The organism is Sphingomonas sp. SORGH_AS_0879, from assembly GCF_030819175.1.
Classification (GTDB): Bacteria; Pseudomonadota; Alphaproteobacteria; order Sphingomonadales; family Sphingomonadaceae; genus Sphingomonas.
In genome coordinates this window covers 4,132,322-4,151,793 of sequence record NZ_JAUTBJ010000002.1, presented here as the reverse complement: position 1 = coordinate 4,151,793, position 19,472 = coordinate 4,132,322, and the positions used below count along the sequence as shown (strand labels likewise).

General features: G+C 66.5%; 15 protein-coding genes. 6 read left to right on the top strand and 9 right to left on the bottom strand.

Going from position 1 to position 19,472, the window contains the following annotated elements:
- Window positions 1-116 precede the first annotated feature (116 nt).
- Both QE379_RS19335 and QE379_RS19330 read right to left on the bottom strand, forming a co-directional pair.
- A complete protein-coding gene (locus QE379_RS19335) occupies window positions 117-539 on the bottom strand; it encodes a hypothetical protein (RefSeq protein WP_307002956.1) in 423 nt (140 codons plus the stop codon).
- Window positions 536-1,701, bottom strand: a protein-coding gene (locus QE379_RS19330) for an IS3 family transposase (RefSeq protein ID WP_373461696.1) whose coding sequence is annotated in 2 segments (ribosomal slippage) — window positions 536-1,440 and window positions 1,440-1,701 — 1,167 coding nt in all. Because the reading frame shifts where the segments join, the coding sequence is not laid out codon by codon here. Before QE379_RS19330 ends, QE379_RS19335 begins: the two co-directional genes overlap by 4 nt.
- A gap of 194 nt (window positions 1,702-1,895) precedes the next feature.
- Between QE379_RS19330 and QE379_RS19325 the strand changes: the two genes are divergently transcribed.
- A complete protein-coding gene (locus QE379_RS19325) occupies window positions 1,896-2,054 on the top strand; it encodes a hypothetical protein (protein ID WP_307002954.1) in 159 nt (52 codons plus the stop codon).
- 709 nt (window positions 2,055-2,763) lie between these two features.
- Window positions 2,764-5,661 carry a TonB-dependent receptor domain-containing protein gene (locus QE379_RS19320; protein WP_307002952.1) on the top strand — a complete coding sequence of 966 codons (2,898 nt, stop codon included), beginning with the start codon at window positions 2,764-2,766 and terminating at the stop codon, window positions 5,659-5,661.
- A gap of 60 nt (window positions 5,662-5,721) precedes the next feature.
- On the opposite strand, the gene QE379_RS19315 is transcribed toward QE379_RS19320, so the two are convergent.
- On the bottom strand, window positions 5,722-7,236 hold the full coding sequence (locus tag QE379_RS19315) for an acetyl-CoA hydrolase/transferase family protein (protein ID WP_307002950.1): 1,515 nt from the start codon (window positions 7,234-7,236) through the stop codon (window positions 5,722-5,724).
- Between the two features lie 297 nt (window positions 7,237-7,533).
- Between QE379_RS19315 and QE379_RS19310 the strand changes: the two genes are divergently transcribed.
- Entirely contained in the window at window positions 7,534-8,073 is a 540-nt protein-coding gene (locus tag QE379_RS19310; RefSeq protein ID WP_307002949.1) for a hypothetical protein, read from the top strand.
- Here the strand turns inward: QE379_RS19310 and QE379_RS19305 are convergent.
- Genes QE379_RS19305 through QE379_RS19290 form a run of 4 tightly spaced genes read right to left on the bottom strand, consistent with a single transcriptional unit; the run spans window position 8,070 to window position 11,691 of the window.
- Window positions 8,070-8,780 carry a Crp/Fnr family transcriptional regulator gene (locus tag QE379_RS19305; RefSeq protein WP_307002948.1) on the bottom strand — a complete coding sequence of 237 codons (711 nt, stop codon included), beginning with the start codon at window positions 8,778-8,780 and terminating at the stop codon, window positions 8,070-8,072. The two genes, QE379_RS19310 and QE379_RS19305, sit on opposite strands and share 4 nt — an antisense overlap.
- A 57-nt stretch (window positions 8,781-8,837) precedes the next feature.
- On the bottom strand, window positions 8,838-8,954 hold the full coding sequence (gene cydX / locus QE379_RS19300; protein ID WP_307002946.1) for a cytochrome bd-I oxidase subunit CydX: 117 nt from the start codon (window positions 8,952-8,954) through the stop codon (window positions 8,838-8,840).
- Window positions 8,955-8,966: 12 nt separating this feature from the next.
- Entirely contained in the window at window positions 8,967-10,106 is a 1,140-nt protein-coding gene (cydB, locus tag QE379_RS19295) for a cytochrome d ubiquinol oxidase subunit II (protein WP_307002944.1), read from the bottom strand.
- A 16-nt stretch (window positions 10,107-10,122) separates the two neighbouring features.
- On the bottom strand, window positions 10,123-11,691 hold the full coding sequence (locus tag QE379_RS19290; RefSeq protein WP_307002942.1) for a cytochrome ubiquinol oxidase subunit I: 1,569 nt from the start codon (window positions 11,689-11,691) through the stop codon (window positions 10,123-10,125).
- 121 nt (window positions 11,692-11,812) lie between these two features.
- On the opposite strand from QE379_RS19290, the gene cydD reads away from it, so the two are divergent.
- Window positions 11,813-13,444, top strand: a complete 1,632-nt coding sequence (gene cydD, locus QE379_RS19285) for a thiol reductant ABC exporter subunit CydD (protein ID WP_307002940.1) — start codon at window positions 11,813-11,815, stop codon at window positions 13,442-13,444.
- Entirely contained in the window at window positions 13,441-15,039 is a 1,599-nt protein-coding gene (locus QE379_RS19280; protein ID WP_307002938.1) for an amino acid ABC transporter ATP-binding/permease protein, read from the top strand. Before cydD ends, QE379_RS19280 begins: the two co-directional genes overlap by 4 nt.
- Here the strand turns inward: QE379_RS19280 and QE379_RS19275 are convergent.
- Both QE379_RS19275 and hemN read right to left on the bottom strand, forming a co-directional pair.
- On the bottom strand, window positions 15,036-15,725 hold the full coding sequence (locus QE379_RS19275) for a Crp/Fnr family transcriptional regulator (protein WP_307002936.1): 690 nt from the start codon (window positions 15,723-15,725) through the stop codon (window positions 15,036-15,038). The two genes, QE379_RS19280 and QE379_RS19275, sit on opposite strands and share 4 nt — an antisense overlap.
- Window positions 15,715-17,037 carry an oxygen-independent coproporphyrinogen III oxidase gene (gene hemN, locus QE379_RS19270; RefSeq protein WP_307002934.1) on the bottom strand — a complete coding sequence of 441 codons (1,323 nt, stop codon included), beginning with the start codon at window positions 17,035-17,037 and terminating at the stop codon, window positions 15,715-15,717. The genes QE379_RS19275 and hemN overlap by 11 nt, the downstream gene beginning before the upstream one ends.
- A gap of 214 nt (window positions 17,038-17,251) precedes the next feature.
- Here hemN and QE379_RS19265 point away from each other — a divergent pair, with 214 nt between their 5' ends.
- The gene (locus tag QE379_RS19265) at window positions 17,252-19,432 is read left to right on the top strand and encodes a TonB-dependent siderophore receptor (RefSeq protein ID WP_307002933.1); all 2,181 of its coding nucleotides are present in this window, start codon (window positions 17,252-17,254) and stop codon (window positions 19,430-19,432) included.
- Window positions 19,433-19,472: the final 40 nt, after the last annotated feature.

Sequence of the window (19,472 nt, the reverse complement as noted above, 5' to 3'; positions counted from 1 at the left end):
ACGCGGACGGTGTTGGGTCGCCCGGGGCTGCCAGTTCGTCCGATACACACGGCGGCGCGTCGTCCGGGGCGGCCGGGGAGGTAGTCGAGGCCAATTCGGGCGCGAAGGGCGAGCGGTTACCCGCTGCGACCCGGCGCGACCGCTTGGGGTGTGCCTTTCGAGGGAGTCGGTGCTTCTGCTGCCATTCGAGGCGCTGCGGTGGGAAGCATAATTCCAGTGGGGGCAGGGGCGGCAGAATTCGCCTCTCGGGATCGTAGCAAGCGTTCTGCCTCGGAAAAGGCAAAGTTCACGCGGTGGAGGCGCAGGCTGAAGTCATGCTGCTGGATCCCCGCTATCCCGGCACCAAAAAGAAGAGCCGGTACGCCGGCCTTCAGGGCCTCGCTGATCGATAAACCGCCAAGGGGAAGTGACGGGGCCAGTGCGATGGCCGCAGCGCCCAACCCGGCCAAAATGGCGATCCCCGCCTTGCGTTGATCGATGATCTTGAGTTCGAAGGCCAGTCGGCGATCATAGCGTTTGACGTGACCCCGGTCTTTCATCCAGCGGCAACCAGAGACCGACCGTGGTTTTCGCGCATAAGCGCAGGTGAAGCAACGGGCGGGGTTAACCCCGCCCGTTGCTGTTCGAGCCCGGCAGCGAAGGCTGCCGGAGTGGCGTAGCCGAGCGAGGAGTGCGGACGCTCGTTGTTGTAGTCGTCGACCCAGCGGGCCAGAATCGAGCGGGCCTGACCGATGGTGAAGAACAGCGTCTCGTTGAGCAGCTCGTCGCGCATGCGACCGTTAAAGCTCTCGACGAACCCGTTCTGCGTGGGCTTGCCCGGCGCGATGTAATGCCACTCGATGCGGGCATCGCCGGACCAGGCGAGCACCGCGTTCGACGTCAGTTCGGTCCCGTTGTCGCTGACGATCATCTTCGGCCTGCCACGCTCGGCGATCAGATCGGCCAGCTCGCGCACGACCCGCCGGCCCGAGATCGACGTGTCCACCACCGCCCGAAGGCATTCGCGCGTGACGTCATCGACGATGTTGAGCACGCGGAACCGACGGCCGGTCACGAGCTGGTCGTGGACGAAGTCCAGACTCCAGCGCTGGTTGGGAAGCGCCAGCACTGACGCGGGCGCACGGCTGCCTGTGGCGCGCCTTCGTCCCTTCCGGCGCCTGACCGTCAAACCCTCCTCACGATAGAGCCGCTGGGTCTTCTTGCGGTTGATCGTGATGCCGTCCCGGCGCAGCAGGATGTGCAGACGCCGATAGCCGAACCGTCGGCGTTGCTGCGCCAGCTCGCGCAGCCGCGACCGCAGGTCGCCATCATCCGCCCGGCACGAGCGATACCGCATGCTCGTGCGGTCTGCCCCAACGACCGTGCATGCCCGCCGCTCGCTCATCCCCAGCGTCGCCTGGAGATGCGCGACCGCTTGCCGCTTCGCGGCGGGCGTCACCACTTTTTTGACAGCAGGTCTTTCAACCCCGCATTGTCCAGCATCGTGTCCGCCAGTAGCCGTTTGAGCCGGGCGTTCTCCTCTTCGAGCGACCGCAGGCGCTTTGCGTCGGACACCTCCAGGCCGCCGAACTTCGCCTTCCACGCATAGTAAGTCGCGCTCGACATCCCGTGCTTGCGGCACAGCTCCGTCACCACCGCACCCGCCTCGGCCTCCTTCAGGATGCCGATGATCTGCTCTTCCGAAAACTGCTTCCGCTTCATTCCGTCCGTCCCTTTAAGGAGACGGTCTCTACTTCCAGTTGGATGAAGAAACGGGGGTCACGTCACGTTGGATATCGAGCAACGAGCCCTTCTCCACGAGCATGTCGATTATCCCCTGCTCTCGAGACATTGTGGCTTCTACTTCGTCGCAAAGCTTCGACTTCTTTAATGTAAGGCATCGCAGGCCATCAACGATGAAAATCGATATCAGTATGGCATATGCCAAGATCGATATGATCAAAGATATTATGGCAATGTTAGTTACGAGATATCTATGGCTTGCAGCAATTGGGATCGCAAAGGTGACACCCGCTGTCAGGGTAAAAGACGCTAAAGAAGTAAACGTAATGTGATTAATAGTGGATTTGAAGCGGTGAGGAGGTAGGCTAAATTCCTCCATGCTAATAACTTCCCCAAGTTTAGGAAGATTTGTCAAGTTTAAAACTCCTTTGATGACGCGGTAAGGCGTGCTATTCCAAAGGTGGATTTAACGAATATCTAAAAACTATGGTGGATGAAGTGCGATAATAAAATAGTAATTAAAAATCATACTATTTTCAATTATTTGATTTGCAGAAGAATTTGCGGATGGTAAGCGTTTCTGTGTCTTGCCGCACTACCATCGTCGCATTGCACATCGATCCAGCCAACTCTTCAACGCCTGTTGGTCCCCAACAAGTGCGTTCCGCCAAACTGCGTATTTCACCCTTGACAGTAGAAGGGATATCATACCGTATACACCCCAACCATAAGTGGTCTGGCACGTCCGAGGGGGTGAAGGGTCGATGACGATGAACTCCGTGCAGAGCTCTGGCCTAGTGGTAGCCGAGCAAATTCGCCTGGGTTCAACCTCCGCACGGTGTCGTATTCGATGCCGTCAAAGGCCGAATCACGCACGGCGCGAATGGCGCCTGCCGCCGTCCCGATCGCCGCTCGACTGACGGCATCGTCGATGCTCGACGCATAGGCCAACCCATCATCACATAAGGCGACCCGTCAGAGGTCGCCAACGTCCGCAGCAGGAACAGGAGTTGCATCACGCTATAAAAAAGGGGGAAAATCATGGCATATCTATCGGGCCAAATGCGGCGATGGGCGCTGACCGGCGCGGCCATCGGCTCGCTCGTTTTGGCGGGGCAGGCGCACGCCCAGACCGGACCCACCGGCACGACCGGTACGACCGCCAGCGACGACACTCCGTCGGGCGACGATACCATCGTCGTCACGGGATCGCGCATCCGCCGCAGTCCGCTGGACCAGAGCGCGCCACTGACCGCGATCGACGGCGCCGATATCGCGCGGACCGGCCTTTCCTCGATCGGCGATGTGCTGCAACGGTTGCCGGGGGCTGCGGGCGGCCTCAATTCCCGCTTCAACCGTTCGGGCAATAACGGCAATCCGCCCGATGGCGGCGGGGTGGGCGCCGGGTCGGCGGAGATCGACCTGCGCTATCTGGGCAGCCGCCGCACGCTGGTGCTGGTCGACGGCCTGCGCTTCATCAACGGCAGTGCGGCCAGCGGCATTCCCGGCGCGGTCGACCTCAACGCCATTCCCGACGGCATGATCGAGCGCGTCGACGTACTGCGCGACGGCGCATCGACCATCTATGGCTCGGACGCGATCGCGGGCGTCGTCAACATCATCACCAAGAAGCGGCAGAACGGTTTCCTCGCCACCGCCCAGCTCGGCGGATATGACAAGGGCGACGGCGTCACCCAGAATTACCAGTTGAGCTGGGGCCATCGCACGGAGGACGGCCGCGTCTCGGTCGTCGCGGGCGCCAATTACATCAACCAGGGCTCGGTCTTTGCGGGCGACCGCCCCTATTACGCCTTCCCCGATCCGGGCGCGACCGCCTGTTCCAGCAGTTGCAGTTCTGGCACGCCCAATGGCCGGTTCATCATCAACAACCCCGTCACGGGCGAGGGGATGGACCTGACGCTGAAGAGCAATCCGCTGACCCGGCCGCGCTTCGATCTGTCGGACCCGACCGGTGCGAACAGCGATTTCAAGTCCTTTACCGTCGCCGACCGGTTCAATTTCCGCCCCTATAACTATCTGCTGACCCCGCAGGAGCGGTTCGGTGCCTTCGTCAACTTCACCGGCCAACTCGCGGACAATGTCCGGCTGAGCACCAAGCTGATCTACAACCGCCGTACCTCCGACAACCAGGCGGCGCCGCTTCCGCTGTTCGTCGGCCCCGATGCGGGCAACGGCAATCTGCTCGACACCATCTCGATCGACCGCACCAATCCGTTCAACCCGTTCGGCGTGACGCTGAGCGCGGGTAATAACGGCACGCCCGCCAATTACGGCTTTATCGGGCGTCGCTTCGTCGAGAACGGCCCGCGCCATTACAGCCAGCGGGTCGACACCATGTACATGTCCAGCACGCTGGACGGGCAGTTCGCGATCGGCCAGGGCACCTGGTACTGGGACGCCAACCTCATCTATGCCGAGAACCATGCCAAGCAGGTGGCGCACGGCAATGTGAACGCCGCCAACCTGGCGCTGGCGCTGGGGCCGGTGGCGAACTGCACCGGCGCGTGCGTGCCGTTCAATATCTTCGGCGGGGAGGGGTCGATCACCCCGGCGATGATCGACTATGTCACCTTCACCCAGCGCGACCGGTCCGAACAGACGATGACCGACGCCACGCTGAACCTGACCGGCACGCTGTTCCAACTGCCTGCCGGGCCGCTGGGCCTGGCGGCGGGGTATGAGTTCCGCCGCCAGACGGGTTCTTTCCAGCCGGATGCCATCGTCGCGGCGGGTCTGGGCTCCGACATTCCCGCGCAGCCCAGCTCGGGCGGGTTCGACGTCAACGAGGTCTACGGCGAACTCAGCATCCCGGTGCTGAAGGACGTGCCCTTCTTCCGCCTGCTCGAAGGGTCGTTCGCGGCGCGCTATTCGGACTATTCGACCAGCGGCAACCGCACGGTGATGAAGGGCGGTCTCAGCTGGAAACCGTTCGAGGATCTGCGCCTGCGCGGCACCTGGGCGCAAGGCTTCCGCGCGCCCAGCATCGGCGAGCTGTTCGGCACGCCGTCGCGCTTCGACGGCACGGTCATCGATCCCTGTTCGGGCCTTGCCAGCCTGCCCGCGAACAGCACGGTGCGGCAGAACTGCGTCGCGCTGGGCGTGCCGGTCAATTACGTCCAGAACGGGTTGCAGTTGCCGGTCCTGACCGGTGGCAACCGCGCACTGAAGCCTGAAAAGTCGGAAAGCTGGGTGCTGGGCGGGGTCTATAGCCCTGCCTGGGCGCGCGACGCCGGTTTCGCCAGCCAGCTGAGCCTGGAGGCGGATTACTATACGATCAAGGTGGACGACGCGATCGCCTCGATCGGGGCGGACGTGCTGCTGGCCAACTGCATCAACCAGCGCGATGCGGTCAGCTGCGGCGCGATCACCCGTTCCGCGACGGGCAGCGGCCAGATCACCCAGATCCGCGGCCTGCTCCAGAATATCGCCTCGCTGAAGAGCGAGGGGATCGACATCACCCTGGTCTATCGTAGCCCGCGCGTGGGGGCGGGAACGTTCGGCCTGAACTGGGCCAGCAATGTCCTGCTGGAATATTCGACCACGCTGCCCACCGCGACCGGCAGCAGCACGCTGGAACGCCAGGGCACCGAGCGCGGCGACCAGGCCTATCCGCGTTTCAAGAGCACCGCGACGATCGACTGGTCGAGCGAGACGTTCCTGGCCTCGCTGACCGGCCGCTATATCGGCAAGGTCACCGAGCCCGCCTATGACAATCGCGAGATGAAGCCGATCCTCTATCTCGACGCGCAGGTCGGCTGGACCATGCCCTGGCTGTCGCAGCGGCTGACCCTGACCATGGGGGTCAACAACATCCTGGGTCAGCGCGCGCCCGACTGTCTGAGCTGTGGCGGGTTCGATCCCACAACCTATGACCTGCCGGGCCAGTTCGGCTATGCCCGCCTGGGCTTCAAGTTCTGACGAAGCGGCGGCCGGGGATGATTCCCCGGCCGCCTTTCCCTCTCGCGGGCCCAACGTGGGTCAACCCGGCAGCATCGTCCCCGTTTCCATGAAGCGACGATGCCAGGACAGCGCCTCGGCGGGCAGCGAGGGCGCATGAAGGCCGTAGGAACCGCCCTCGGCGCGCATCGCATAGTCGGCGAGCATCGGGCGGTAATCGGGATGCGCGCAGCGCTCGATCACCGCCCGTGCGCGCTGGCGCGGGGACAGGCCGCGCAGATCGGCCAGGCCCTGCTCGGTCACGATCACCTGCACGTCCTGCATGATGTGATCGACATGCGAGACCTGCGGCACGATGGCGGAAATCTTGCCGCCCTTGGCGGTCGAAGGGGTCATGAAGATCGAGACATAGCCGTTGCGCGCGAAATCGCCCGACCCGCCGATGCCGTTCTGGATGCGCGATCCCATCACCAGCGTCGAATTGACGTTGCCGTAAATGTCCGCCTCGATCAGTCCGTTCATCGCGATGCAGCCCAGGCGGCGGACCAGTTCGGGATGGTTGCTGATCTCCTGCGGGCGCAGGATCATGCGGTCGCGGTAAGCGGCCATGTTCGCATTGAGCCGCGCCGCCGCCTGCGGGCTGAGCGAGAAGGCGGTGGCGGACGCCATGCGCAGCTTGCCCGTATCGAGCAGGTCGAGCATGCCGTCCTGGATCACCTCGGTATAGGCGGTCATCGGCTCGAACGGCGCGTCGACCAGGCCGGACAGCACCGCATTGGCGATATTGCCCACCCCCGACTGGATGGGCAGCAGCGCGGGCGGCAGGCGTCCGCGCGACACCTCATGGGTCAGGAATTCTATGATATGCCCGGCGATGGCGCGCGCGGTATCGTCGGGCGCGGCGAAGGGCAGGTTGCGGTCGGGCGCCTCGGTCTCGACGATGGCGACGATCTTGTCGGGATCGCAGGTCAGATAGGGCGTGCCGATCCGGTCGTCGGGCCGAACCAGCGGGATCGGCACGCGATCGGGCGGCAGGCGGGTGCCGTAATAAATGTCGTGCATCCCCTCCAACGCGGCGTCCTGCCAGCGATTGACCTCCAGGATGACGCGGGCCGCCCGGTCTACCCAAGTCTTGTTGTTGCCGACCGAGGATGAGGGGATCAGCGAGCCATCGGCGCGGATGCCCGACACCTCGACGATCGCGGTGTCGAGCGTCCCCAGCACGCCCTCCCAGGCCATCGGCGCGACCTGGCTGAGGTGCATGTCGAGATAGTCGATCTCGCCGCGATTGATCTTTTCGCGGGCCACGGGGTCGCCGCTATAGGGCAGGCGCTGGGCGATGCCGTCGACCGCCGCCAGCGCGCCGTCCAGCTCGGGGCCGGTCGACGCGCCGGTCCACAGATTGACGCGGAAGGGCCGCCCCTCGGCATGGGACGCCGCCATCCGCCGGGCCAGCGCCTGCGGCACCATCTTGGGATAGCCCGACCCGGTAAAGCCGCTGGTCGCGACTGTCTCGCCGGGACGGATCAGCGCGGCGGCGGTGTCGGCATCGGTGATACGCGAATGAAGGGCGGCACAAGCGATACGGTCGGTCATTGCTTCTCCAACGCTGGCGGGCAGGGGCAGAGCCGACGCCCGCCGCGATTTCATACCGTCAGGTCGAGGACCATAGAACCCTCTATCTCAACCCCGGCGCCGGGATCGCGACCAGGATCATCCCGTCCGTCACTTCGGATATGGGAACTTCTCCTGTCGGATGATGATGGGGCAGGGATGGGCGCCGCCGCCGACCCGCGCCTTGACCATGGTCAAAAAGGGCGAGGTGCACGATTTGACGATCGTCAATGCGTGGACCGCCGTCCGTCGCCACCTGGGCGGCGAAGGAGACGACCCATGATGGACCGCAACCCGCTTCAAGGCAGCGTCGTGCCGTTCGCACGTCGCTGGCACGTCATTCAGGAAATCGACCTGATCCGCCTGCTCCAGGAACATCGTCGTCGCCTGCTCCTGTGCCGACAGGCGGAGGCGATGGCGGATGGCTTGCCCGATCGCCCCGAGGGGGCGGCCATGACCCTGTTCCTGAAAGCGCTGGAAACGCTGGTGACGCGGGGTGAGCAGGCGGATGGCGCCTATCTGGAGGCGATGCTGTCGAACGGGCATGACGATCCGCTGATCGACACGCTGCTCGATCATGTCCGGCACCGGCACGAGGCCGATGCGGCGGCGGCGCGCGAACTGGTCGCGGCCTTTGGCGAGGCGGATGCCTTTGCCGCGCCCGAGACGTTGGGCCATATGCTGCGCAGCTTCTTCACCGGGTGTCGCCGCGCGGTCGATTTCGAGCAACTGGTCATCATCGCGCTGGCCGGGCATCGCCTGACCCCGGAGGCGCGCGGCCTGCTGGTCGATGCGCTGGCGGAGAGTTTGGCGGCTTAGGCAGCCTCGGCGCGTGCGGCCAGCGCCTCGCGGTCGCTGATCGTGATGGCGCGGCCGCCGGGCAAGCCGATCAGGCCGCCCTGTTTCATCCGGGTCAGTTGGCGGCTGACCGTTTCGATCGTCATGCCGAGCACATCGGCGATCTGGCCGCGGGTCAGCGGCAGGTCGAAGGTCACCGGCCCGTCGCGGCTGGCCCGGCATCCGCTGGCCCCCGCCCGTGCCGCCATGTCGAGCAGGAAGCCCGCCAGCTTCTCCCCCGCCGACTTGCGCGCCAGCACGAGCATCCGCCCGCGCGCCTCGTTCAGCGACTCGAAGGTCCGCTGGAGCAGCAGGCGCTCCATGCGCTGGTGATCCTCCAGCACCCGCTCGAAGGCGGCGCGGGGAAAGACGCAGAGTTCCGCCTCGGTCAGCGCGGTCAGGGTGAAGTCGACATCGCCCGCATAGGGCTGTCCGAAGAAATCGGCGGGATAGAGCAGGCCGACCGTCTGTTCACGCCCATCGGCGGTGGCGGCGACCAGCTTGAGCACACCGGACAGCAGGTTGCCGCAGACGACCGCTTCGTCGCCCGCCCAGGCGATGGTGTGGCCGCGCGCGACCTGGCGGCGCTGGCCGATGGCGTTGAGCGCGGTCAGTTCCCGGTCGTCCAGGCTGCCGCACAAGGCGCGGTCGCGCACCGCGCAATCGGCACAGATGTCGTTCGGGATCATGGCCTTGCCTTATAGCAAGACCATGATCCCTTGTCGTCGGACGGATTGTCCTATCTGTCAGTGGGGTGGCGACACGTCATCTTCGACCGGCAGGTGGAATTCGTGCCAGATGCCGTTGAGGATACCGAAACCAAGGGCGAGGCCGAGGCCGAGGACCCAGGAGAAATACCACATGGCGGGGGCCTTTCAGTAAAAGTCTGGGTTGGTGCGCACCGCATCGCCGGTCACGCGCCCGAACATTACCCGGTAGGCCCAGGCGGTATAGGCGAGCACGATCGGCAGGAAGACGATGGTGACGAACAGCATGATGCCCAGCGTCTTTTGCGTGGACGAGGCGTTCCACACCGTCAGGCTGCTGTGAACGTCGATGCTCGACGGCAGGATGAAGGGGAACATCGAACAGCCGACCGTGGCGATGATGCCCGTCGCGGCGAGCGACGACCCGGTAAAGGCTAGGGCCTCGCGCCCGCTCCGAATCCCGACCAGTGCCAGCGCGGCTCCGACAAAGCCGATGACGGGCAGCGCCATCATCCAGGGATAGAGGGCATAGTTGGTCAGCCACGCGCCGCCCGCCCGTTCCGCCGTCATGCGCAGCGGGTTGGACGGTGCCAGCGGATCGACCGCACCGACGATCCGGTAGCCGATATCGCCCCAGGCGACGAAGGCGAAACCGCCCGCGAACAACAGGATGGAGGCGATCGCCGCCACCGTTCCGAACGCCCGCGCCCGGTCATGGACGGGGCCATGCTCGACCTTGATCGACAGCCATGCCGCGCCGTGCAGCACCAGCATCGCCACCGACAACAGGCCGCAGAGCAGGGTGAAGGGCGTGAACAACCCGAGCAGCGTGCCGTCGTAAAAGGCGCGCAGATCGCCATCGAGCCGGAACGGCGCACCCAGCAGCACATTGCCGACCGCGACGCCGAAGACGAGCGCGGGCACCAGTCCCCCGACGAACAGCGCCCAGTCCCACCGGGTGCGCCAGGCCGGATCGGGCCGCTTGCTGCGATACTTGAACCCCACCGGCCGCAGGATCAGCGCGGCCAGCACCAGGAACATCGCGAGGTAGAAGCCCGAGAAGCTGACCGCATAGACGAAGGGCCAAGCGGCGAAGATCGCGCCGCCGCCCAGGATGAACCACACCTGGTTTCCCTCCCAGGTCGGCCCGATCGAATTGATGACCATCCGCCGCTCGGCATCGTTCCGCGCGACGAAGGGCAGGAGCGCCGCGACCCCCAGGTCGAACCCGTCGGTCAGCGCGAAGCCGATCAGCAGCACACCCAGCAGCGCCCACCATATCAGGCGCAACATCTCATAGTCGAACATGTCCCAGTCCCTTTCTTCAGGCGGTGACGGGAATGGCGGCGGGGATTTCCCCCGGTGCCGGTTGGTCGTCGCGTTCCTCCGGCCCGTGCGCGATGGCGGCGAGGATCAGCCGCACCTCGATCACCGCCAGCGCGCCATAGAGCAGGGTGAAGCCCGCCAGCGTCGTCCACAGCGCCCCGCGCGTCAGCGAGCTGGTCGCCAGGAAGGTCGGCAACACACCCTCGATCGCCCAGGGCTGACGCCCCAGTTCCGCGACCAGCCAGCCCAGTTCGATCGCGATCCAGGGCAACGGGATCGCCGCCACCGCCAGTTTCAGGAACCAGCGCGCATTCATGTGCATCCTGAGCGAGCACAAGGCGAAGGCGGTGGCGAACAGTGCGATCATCGCAAAGCCGATCGCCGCCATGATGCGGAAGCTCCAGAAGAGCAGGCCGACATCGGGCACCGTGTCCCAGGCCGCCGCCTCGATCTGTTGCGGCGTCGCGGTGCGCGGGTCGGCCATCTGTCGCTTGAGCAGCAAGGCATAGCCCAGGTCGCGCTTGTGCGCCTCGAACCGGGCGCGCTGGCCCATGTCCTGCGGATTGCTCTTCAGCCGCTGGACCGCATCATAGGCGATCACGCCCGAGGCGATGCGCTCCTGCGCCTTCAGCACCAGTTCGGACATGCCGGTGACCGTGCCGTCCAGGCTGCGCGTCGCGATCAGGCCGAGCAGCCAGGGAATTTCGACCTTGTAGCGCGTCTCGCGCGCCACCGTGTCGGGATAGCCGAACAGGGTCAGGCCGGACGGGCCGGGCTCGGTGTGCCAGACCGCCTCGATCGCGGCGAGCTTCATCTTCTGATTGTCGGTCAGCGCATAGCCGCTCTCGTCGCCCAGCACGACGACCGACAGCGAGGAGGCGAGGCCGAACGCCGCCGCCACCGTCATCGACCGGCGCGCGACGGGCAGGAACCGCCCCTTGAGCAGCCAGAAGGCCGATACGCCCAGCACGACGACCGAAGCGCAGACATAGCCCGCGCTGACCGTATGGACGAACTTGGCCTGGGCGACCGGATTGAACAGCACCGCGCCGAAATCGCCGACCTCCATCCGCATCGTATCGGGATTGAAGCTGGCGCCGACCGGATTCTGCATCCAGCCATTGGCGATCAGGATCCACAGCGCCGACAAATTGGTGCCCAGCGCGACCATGAAGGTGACGATCAGATGGCCGAGCTTCGACAACCGGTCCCAGCCGAAGAACATCAGCCCGACGAACGTCGCCTCCAGGAAGAAGGCCATCAGCCCCTCGATCGCCAGCGGCGCGCCGAAGATGTCCCCGACATAATGCGAGAAATAGGACCAGTTGGTGCCGAACTGGAACTCCATGGTCAGGCCCGTGGCGACGCCCAGCACGAAGTTGATGCCGAAGATCTTGCCCCAGAAGCGCGTCGTGACGCGCCACACCGGGCGGTTGGTCATGACATAGACCGATTCCATGATGACCAGCATCATCGACAGGCCGAGAGTCAACGGTACGAACAGGAAGTGATACAAGGCGGTCGCGGCGAATTGCAGCCGCGACAGGTCGACGACGCCGGGGTCCATAGCATGTCTCCATAAAAGGAGCCGCCCCCCGGCCCCTTGCCCGATTCGCTAGGCCCGCGCACCCGTGCCGACATTGACCGCGGTCAAAGACGGGAGGGCCGGTCCGGGAGACGGTCGGGACATGACGACGATCGCCCATGTTCCCCCGACGCCCAGGACGCGTCACCGCTGGTTGAAGGATGCGGCCGGGCGGCGCGACGGCGTGGCGGGCCTGTTGCTGCTCGACACGCTGGCGGCGGTCGGTTTCGCCGTCGGTATCGCGGGGGGCGTGACGGCGGTGACGGAGCAGGGGGCGGTGCTGCCCTGGGCCTTGTTGATGCTGGGGATGGGGGGCTTGCGCGGATCGTTCGCGATGCTGGCCATTCGGCGGGGCGCAGCGAGGGCGGGGACGGTCAAGCGGGCGCAGCGGCTTCGTGCCGTGACCGCCTCGCTGCGTCGAAAGCCGGGTGTCCCGGCCGATAGCGGTTTGGTTGCCACACAAGCCGTCGATGCGGTCGAGGCGCTGGACGGCTATGTCGCGCGGTTCCTGCCCGCACGCCGGGCCGCCACTATCGCACCGATGCTGGTCCTCGCCGCGACCGCCTGTGCCAGCTGGGTGGCGGCGGCCATTCTCGCAGGCACCCTGTTGCCGTTCGTGGCCGCTATGATCCTGGCGGGCGGCGCGGCGGCGGACGAGTCGCGGCGGCAGTTCGTCGCGCTTCACCGCCTGTCGGCCCGCTTCGCCGACCGGGTGCGCAGCCTGCCGGTCGTGCTGGCCTTCCGCGCCGAGGCCCGCGAAACCGGGGCGATCGGCGCGGCGGCGCAGGAACTGGCCGAGCGGACCATGCGCGTCCTGCGGGTGGCCTTCCTGTCGTCCGCCGCGCTGGAGTTCTTCGCCGCGCTGTCGGTCGCGCTGGTCGCGGTCTATTGCGGTTTCGCACTGCTCGGCCTGCTGCCCTTCGCCGCGCCCGAAACGCTGACCCTCGCCCAAGCCTTTTTCGTGCTGGCGCTCGCACCCGAATTCTATGCACCGATGCGCCGCCTGGCCGCCGCCTATCACGACAAGCAGGCGGCGGAGACGGCCGCCAATACGCTGATGCCCCTGGCCGAGCCGGAGCCTGTGCCCTCGGTTCGGATTACGGCTCCCTTGGTCCTGCACGATGTCGCCATTCATTATCCGGGCAGCGATGCCCCCGCCGTCTCGCATTTGTCGCTGCGGATCGAGGGGGGCGAGACGGTGGCGCTGCTCGGCCCCTCGGGTAGCGGCAAGACCAGCGTCCTGCACCTGCTGCTAGGGCTGGCGCCACTATCGGCGGGTGTGATCGAGGCGGGCGGTGTCCCTCTGGTCTCGCTGGCGGGACAGGCGAGCTGGGCGGGCCAGCATCCGCTGCTGATCGCGGGGACGATCCGCGACAATCTGATGCTCGCCCATCCCCAGGCCGATGAGCTGGCGCTCCGGCGCGCGGTCGCGGCGGCGGGATTGGGGCCGATGCTCGCGGCCCGGTCGGGTGGTCTGGACGCGAAGCTGGATGCGCGCGGCAGTGGCCTGTCCGGCGGCGAGCGGCGACGGATTGCGCTCGCCCGCGCCTTGCTCAACCCCGCGCCCTTCCTGCTGCTCGACGAACCCACCGCGCATCTCGACGCCGCCGCCGAAGCCGCCTTGATCGCAACCATCGCGCGCGCCGCGCAAGGGCGCACGACGCTGATCGCCACACACAGCCCCGCGCTCGCCGCCATCGCGACGCGCATCGTTCATCTGGGACCGGCCGCATGACGTTACGCACGTTGATCGCCGCCGAACGTCGGCGGGAGCGCCGCGGGTTACGACAGGCGGGGCTTTGCGCCGCGCTGGTCGCGATCGCCTCGGTCCTGCTGCTGGCGCTTTCTGGTTGGTTCCTGACCGCCGCCGCACTGGCGGGGGGCGCTGGAATCGTCGCGGCGCAGGCGTTCAACTATATGCTGCCATCCGCCATGATCCGGCTGCTGGCGATCGTGCGGACCGGTGCCCGCTATGGCGAGCGGCTGGCGAGCCATGGCGCGGCGTTCGGGGCGCTCGCCCGGCTGCGGCCCGCACTCTACCGCGCGATCACCGCCGCGCCGCCCATGGTGGCGCTGGCGCTCGGGCGGGGCGAGGCGACGGCACGGCTGATCGGTGATGTCGACGCGGTGGAATGGCGCTTCGTCCGTCTTTCGGGGCCCTGGGGTGGAGTGGCGGCGCTGGCCTCGGGGGCGGCGCTGACCGCGCTCGGCGGATGGCTGGCCATGGTCGCGACGCTGGCCTGTGTCGCGGGTGCGCTCGGCCTGGCGCAACTCTGGGCCCGCCAATTGGAGCAGCCCGGCCGTGCCGTGCAACAGGCGATGGGGGGCTTACGCGAAGAGGTGGCGACGATGGGCGGCGCGGCGGCGGAACTCCGCTGTTTCGCGCTGGAGGATTGGGCCGCTGACCGGATCGCGGCGGCGGGTGATCGGCTTGCCGAAGCGCAGGAGCGACAGGCGGCGGTGGTGGCGCGGTTCGAGGCGCTGCACGCGGTGAGCGTCGCGCTGTCGGCGGCATCGGCGCTGCTCCTGTCGGCGGGGGCTGGCGCACCGATCGCGGCGCTGGCGGCTCTGGCGGCGGCGATGACGGCCGATGCGATCGCGCCGATTCTGCGCGCGATGACCGAGAGTGGACGGCTCCGCGAGGCGGAGGCTCGGCTGGAGACGGTGTTCGACGCGGTGGAGGTGGAGCGTCCGGCTCCCGGGGTTGCGCTCGACACGAACCTCGTCATCGACGGCAACGCCTTCTCACCGGGCAGCCGGATCGCGCTGACCGGGCCGTCCGGCTGTGGCAAGACGACGTTGATCGAGGGATTGCTGGGGCTTCGTTCGCTCCCGCCGGGTCGAATCATGATCGGTGGCCGGGACGCGGCCACGCTTCCGCCGGTAACCTTGCGCGCGACCTTCGCCTGGGCTCCGCAGGATTCGGCCCTGCTGGCGGGGAGCGTACGCGACAATCTGCGGCTGGCGGATGAACACGCGACGGAGGATCGCCTGTGGCAGGCCTTGCACGATGCCGCGCTCGATACCGTGGTGCGCGCCTTGCCCGAGGGGCTCGACACATGGCTGGGTGAGGATGGGGCGCGGCTGTCGGGGGGAGAGCGGCGGCGGTTGTCGTTGGCACGTGCCTATCTGGGTGAAGCGCCCTGGCTGCTCCTCGACGAGCCGGGTGAGGGGCTTGATGCCGTGGTCGCGGCGGAGGTCGCGCGACGGCTGGCTGCGCGACTGAAGCGGACGGGGCAGGGTATGATCCTGGTCAGCCATCGCCCGGTGCTGTCGGCCCTGTGCGAACGGCAATGGGCGGCGAACGGGCGGGCCCGGTCCGCCGCCTAACCCGCGACGATCGCGAGGCCGGCTCGGTCGAGCAGGCGCACCCCGCGAAGGCCGGATAGCGCGATCAGCCCGTCCTGTTGAAAGGCGGTCATGTGACGGCTGACCGTTTCGATCGCCAGGCCCAGCGCCTCCGCCATCGCAGCCCGCGACAGGGGCAGGCGTAATAGCGCGTCCCCCTCCGCTCCGCCCCTGCGCGCCATGTCAAGGAGCAATGCGGCGACCCGCGCCTCGGCCCGCGCACGGGCCAGCATCGGCATCCAGCGCCGCACCTCGGCCAGCGTCGCCATCGTCCGGCGCAGCAGCAACCGCCCGGCGGCGGGGTGGCGGACCAGAATCTCCTCCAGCGCCAGACGCGGATAGACGCACAGATCGGCATCGCTCAGCGCGGCGATCATGTCGGTGGAGCGGTCGGCAAAGAGCGTCCCGACGAAATCGCCGGGGTAGAGCAGGCCGACGGTCTGGGCACGGCCGTCCGGCTCCATGCGGGAAATCTTGAGCACGCCCGAGACCAGATGGGCGCAATGGCTCGCGGGGTCGCCGATCCAGCCAAAGGCCTGTCCGATGCCCAACCGACGGCGGCGACCGATATCGTGGAACGCGGCAAGCGCTGCTCCGTCCAACCCGTCGCACAGCGCCATGCCGCGCGCGGCACAGGCGGCGCAGCGCGGCGGCAGGTCAGACGGCATGGCTGAAGTGTTTGTCGTCCGCACTACGCCAGGCGTCGAAGGCGGCGGCGATGCTGCGGGCATAGGGCAGCGCGTCCTGCGTCAGGCGCAGGCGGTGGCCTTCCCACCCGAGTAATCCCGCCTGCTCGAAGCGGAAGAGCCGGGTACGAATGGCATCGCGCTCCGGCAGGCCGTCCGTCTCCGCGACCCCTTGGCACAGCACCCCCGCAATCGCCGCGCCCCGCCGCCGGTCGATTGGCGTCCGCCGGATACCGCGCGCGGTTGCGAAGCGACCGGCCCCGATCGCCCGGTGCCAATCGCCCGCATTCTTCGCATTCTGGAGCAGGCAGTCGGGAAATTCGCTGATCGCGCTGGCCCCCAGCCCGATCAATATGTCGGCGGGATCGTCGGTGAAGCCCTGGAAGTTGCGGCGCAGTGTTCCGTCGACCGCCGCCTGTGCCAGGGAATCGTCCGGCTTCGCGAAGTGATCGAACCCGACCGCCCTATAGCCCGCCGCCGTCAAGCGCTCATGCGCCAGTGCGGCTTGCACGAAGCGCGCCGCCGCACCGGGCAGCGCGGTCGCGTCGATCCGGCGCTGGCGCGGGATCAGATGCGGGACATGGGCATAGCCGAAGACGGCCAGCCTTTCGGGTGCCAGCGCGATGCTGTCCGCTAAAGTCGCTTCAAGGGCCGCGTCGTCCTGACCGGGCAGGCCGTACATCAGGTCGAAATTGATCGATCCGACCCCGGCGTCGCGCAACAGCGTGACGGTGCGAACGATATCCTCATGCGGCTGGACCCGGCCGATCGCCGCCTGAAGCACGGGATCGAAGGTTTGCACGCCCAGACTGACCCGCGTGACGCCGGTTTCGGCTATGACGCTGGCCCAGTCCCGGTCGAAACCGCGCGGATCGACCTCCAGCGACATCGGCGCATCCTGACAGGCAAAGGCGGAGCGCAGGTGCGCGACCAGCGCGGCAAAGGCATCCGGCGCAATGGCATTGGGGCTCCCGCCGCCAAAGGCGATCCGCCCGATCCGTCCACGCTCATCCAGCCGGGCGGCGACCATGTCGATCTCTTCATGCAGGCGCGTCAGATAGGCATCCAGCCGCGCCGTCCGGTTCGCCGCGCCGGTGTTGCATCCGCAATACCAGCAGATCGCCCGGCAATAGGGGATATGCAGATAGAGCGACACCATGCTGTCCGCCCCGACCGTGTCGAGCGCGGCGGCCATGTCGTCATGACCCACCTGGTCGCCGAACTCGGCGGCGGTGGGATAGCTGGTGTAGCGCGGCACGGGCCGGGCGAGCAGGTCGGGATGATAGGGCCACATGGCGAACGCTGTGCCCCGAGGATGGAGACGTGCCTTTGACCGCCGTCAAACCGGCCTTTCCTGATCGTCGGGGCGGAGGGCCAGGGCGGCCGCTGGTGCTTCTGGAGCCTTACAATTTGCCGGGTTGGCGATGTACCCAATCCACCATTGACCCCATGTGAGTAAGCGCTAATGCGAGTTCATATCATTAAGAGGGGTTTCAATGACGGGTGGCGTGTCTGCGGCGGCCTATGGCTGCCAATCGGTGCTGGCGCTGATGCTGGTCGGTTGTGCCGTGCCTTCGATCGCGATGGCGCAGTCGGTACCGGTGCGCGAGACCGAACAGGCCGACCGGACGACGGACGATCGCTCACGCGAGCGGGACGATATCACCGTCATCGGCCGCTACACCACCAATGACCGTTTGGATTCCGCCACGGGCCTTGGCCTGACGATCCAGGAAACGCCGCAATCGGTGACGGTCGTCACCTCGCAGCGGCTCGACGACCAGCAACTGCGCAGCCTGACCGACATCGCCAACAATGCCGCGGGTATTTCGGCCAAGGCATTCGACAGCTCGCGCAACGTCTTCGCCGCGCGCGGCTTCGATATCGAGAATTATCAGATCGATGGCATGCCGCTGCAATTCCAGGCAGCCTATAGCGCCGGCGAATCCGAACTGGACCTTTCGCTCTATGATCGGGTCGAGATCGTGCGCGGTGCGACCGGGCTGCTGACCGGCGCGGGCAATCCGTCCGCCTCGATCAACCTCATCCGCAAGCACGCCACCAGCGATCACCTGACGGGATCGTTCACCGCCTCGGCCGGGCGCTGGAACGACTATCTGCTCCAGGCCGACGTCACCAGCCCGGTGACACGCGACGGCAATGTCCGCGTCCGTGGTGTGGCCCGGTTTCAGGATTCCGATTCCTATGTCGATCTGCTCGGCAACCGGAAGGTCGTGCTGTACGGGGTGCTGGATGCGGACCTGACGCCATCGACGCGGTTCAGCGCGGGGGCGAGCTATCAGGACAACGATCCCCGGGGGACGCTGTGGGGTGGCCTGCCGACCTGGTATGCCGATGGCAGTCGCACCGACTGGCGCCGTTCCAAGACGATCGGCGCGGACTGGACGAGCTGGGGTTCGACGCAGCGCACGGCCTTCGTCAATCTGGAACAGGATTTCGGGCGCGACTGGACGCTGCGCCTGTACGGCAATTACAGCCGGAATAGCGGCGACATGCGGCTGCTATACCTGACCGGACAGCCCGACCGCGTGACCGGGCTGGGCATGGGTGCCATCCCCGCCCGCTATGACAGCCGGCTCTCGCAACTGGACCTGACCGCGCGGCTGACCGGCACGTTCGAGCTGCTGGGCCGTCGCCACAATCTGATCGCGGGCGCCAGCTATGCGCGGCAGAATCTCGACTTCTATGGCTATGACGGCAGCCCCGCCGCCGCCGTGGGCGATTTCAACGCCTGGGACGGCTCCTTCCCAGAACCGACTTGGGGCGCCCGATCGCAGGTGGTGGACGTGCGCACCAGGCAATGGGGCTATTTCGCGGCGACCCGCCTGTCGCTTGCCGATCCGCTGAAGGTGATCCTGGGCGCGCGTCTCGCCTCCTGGGAGCGGGACGGCCTGTCCTATGGCACGGTCGCCGATTACGGCAAGCGTGGCGAGTTCATCCCCTATGCCGGTATCCTCTACGACCTGACGCCCAACCACACGGTCTATGTCAGCTATACCGAGATCTTCCAGCCGCAGGACGCACAGGACCGCAATGGCGGCTATTTGCCGGCGGTGACGGGCAAGAATTACGAAGCGGGCCTGAAGAGCAGTTTCTTCGCCGGTCGGCTCAAGACGGCGCTATCCGTCTTCCGGGTGGAACAGGACAATCTGGCGCAGATCGATGCGGGTCATCTGATCCCCGGCACGATCAACCAGGCCTATTATGCCGCCAACGGCGCGCGCAGCACGGGTTTCGAGGCTGAAGCCAATGGCGAGATCATGCCGGGCTGGGCGGTGAGCGTGAACTATACCCAGTTCAAGGTGCGCGATCGCGACGACAAGCGGGTGAACAGCAACTACCCGGATCGCCTGCTGCGGCTGTTCACCACCTATGAGGTGCGGGGCGGCGGCTTGAGAGGGCTCACCATCGGTGGCGGCGTCAACTGGGAGGGCGAGAGCTATACCGACACCACCAACCCGGTGACGAACGCCCCCGAGCGGTTGCAGATCAACGATTATGCTCTGGTCAACCTGATGGCGCGCTATCCGGTGACGGAGCGGTTGTCGGTGCAGGTCAATGCGGACAATATCTTCGACAAGACATATTATTCGCAGATCGGCTTCTACGATCAGCTTGCCTATGGGCGCCCGGCCGACGTGAAGGCCACGCTGCGCTACGCCTTTTGATTCAGGAGACTTCTTCTCCCGCCGAAGGGGCCGCGCTGAT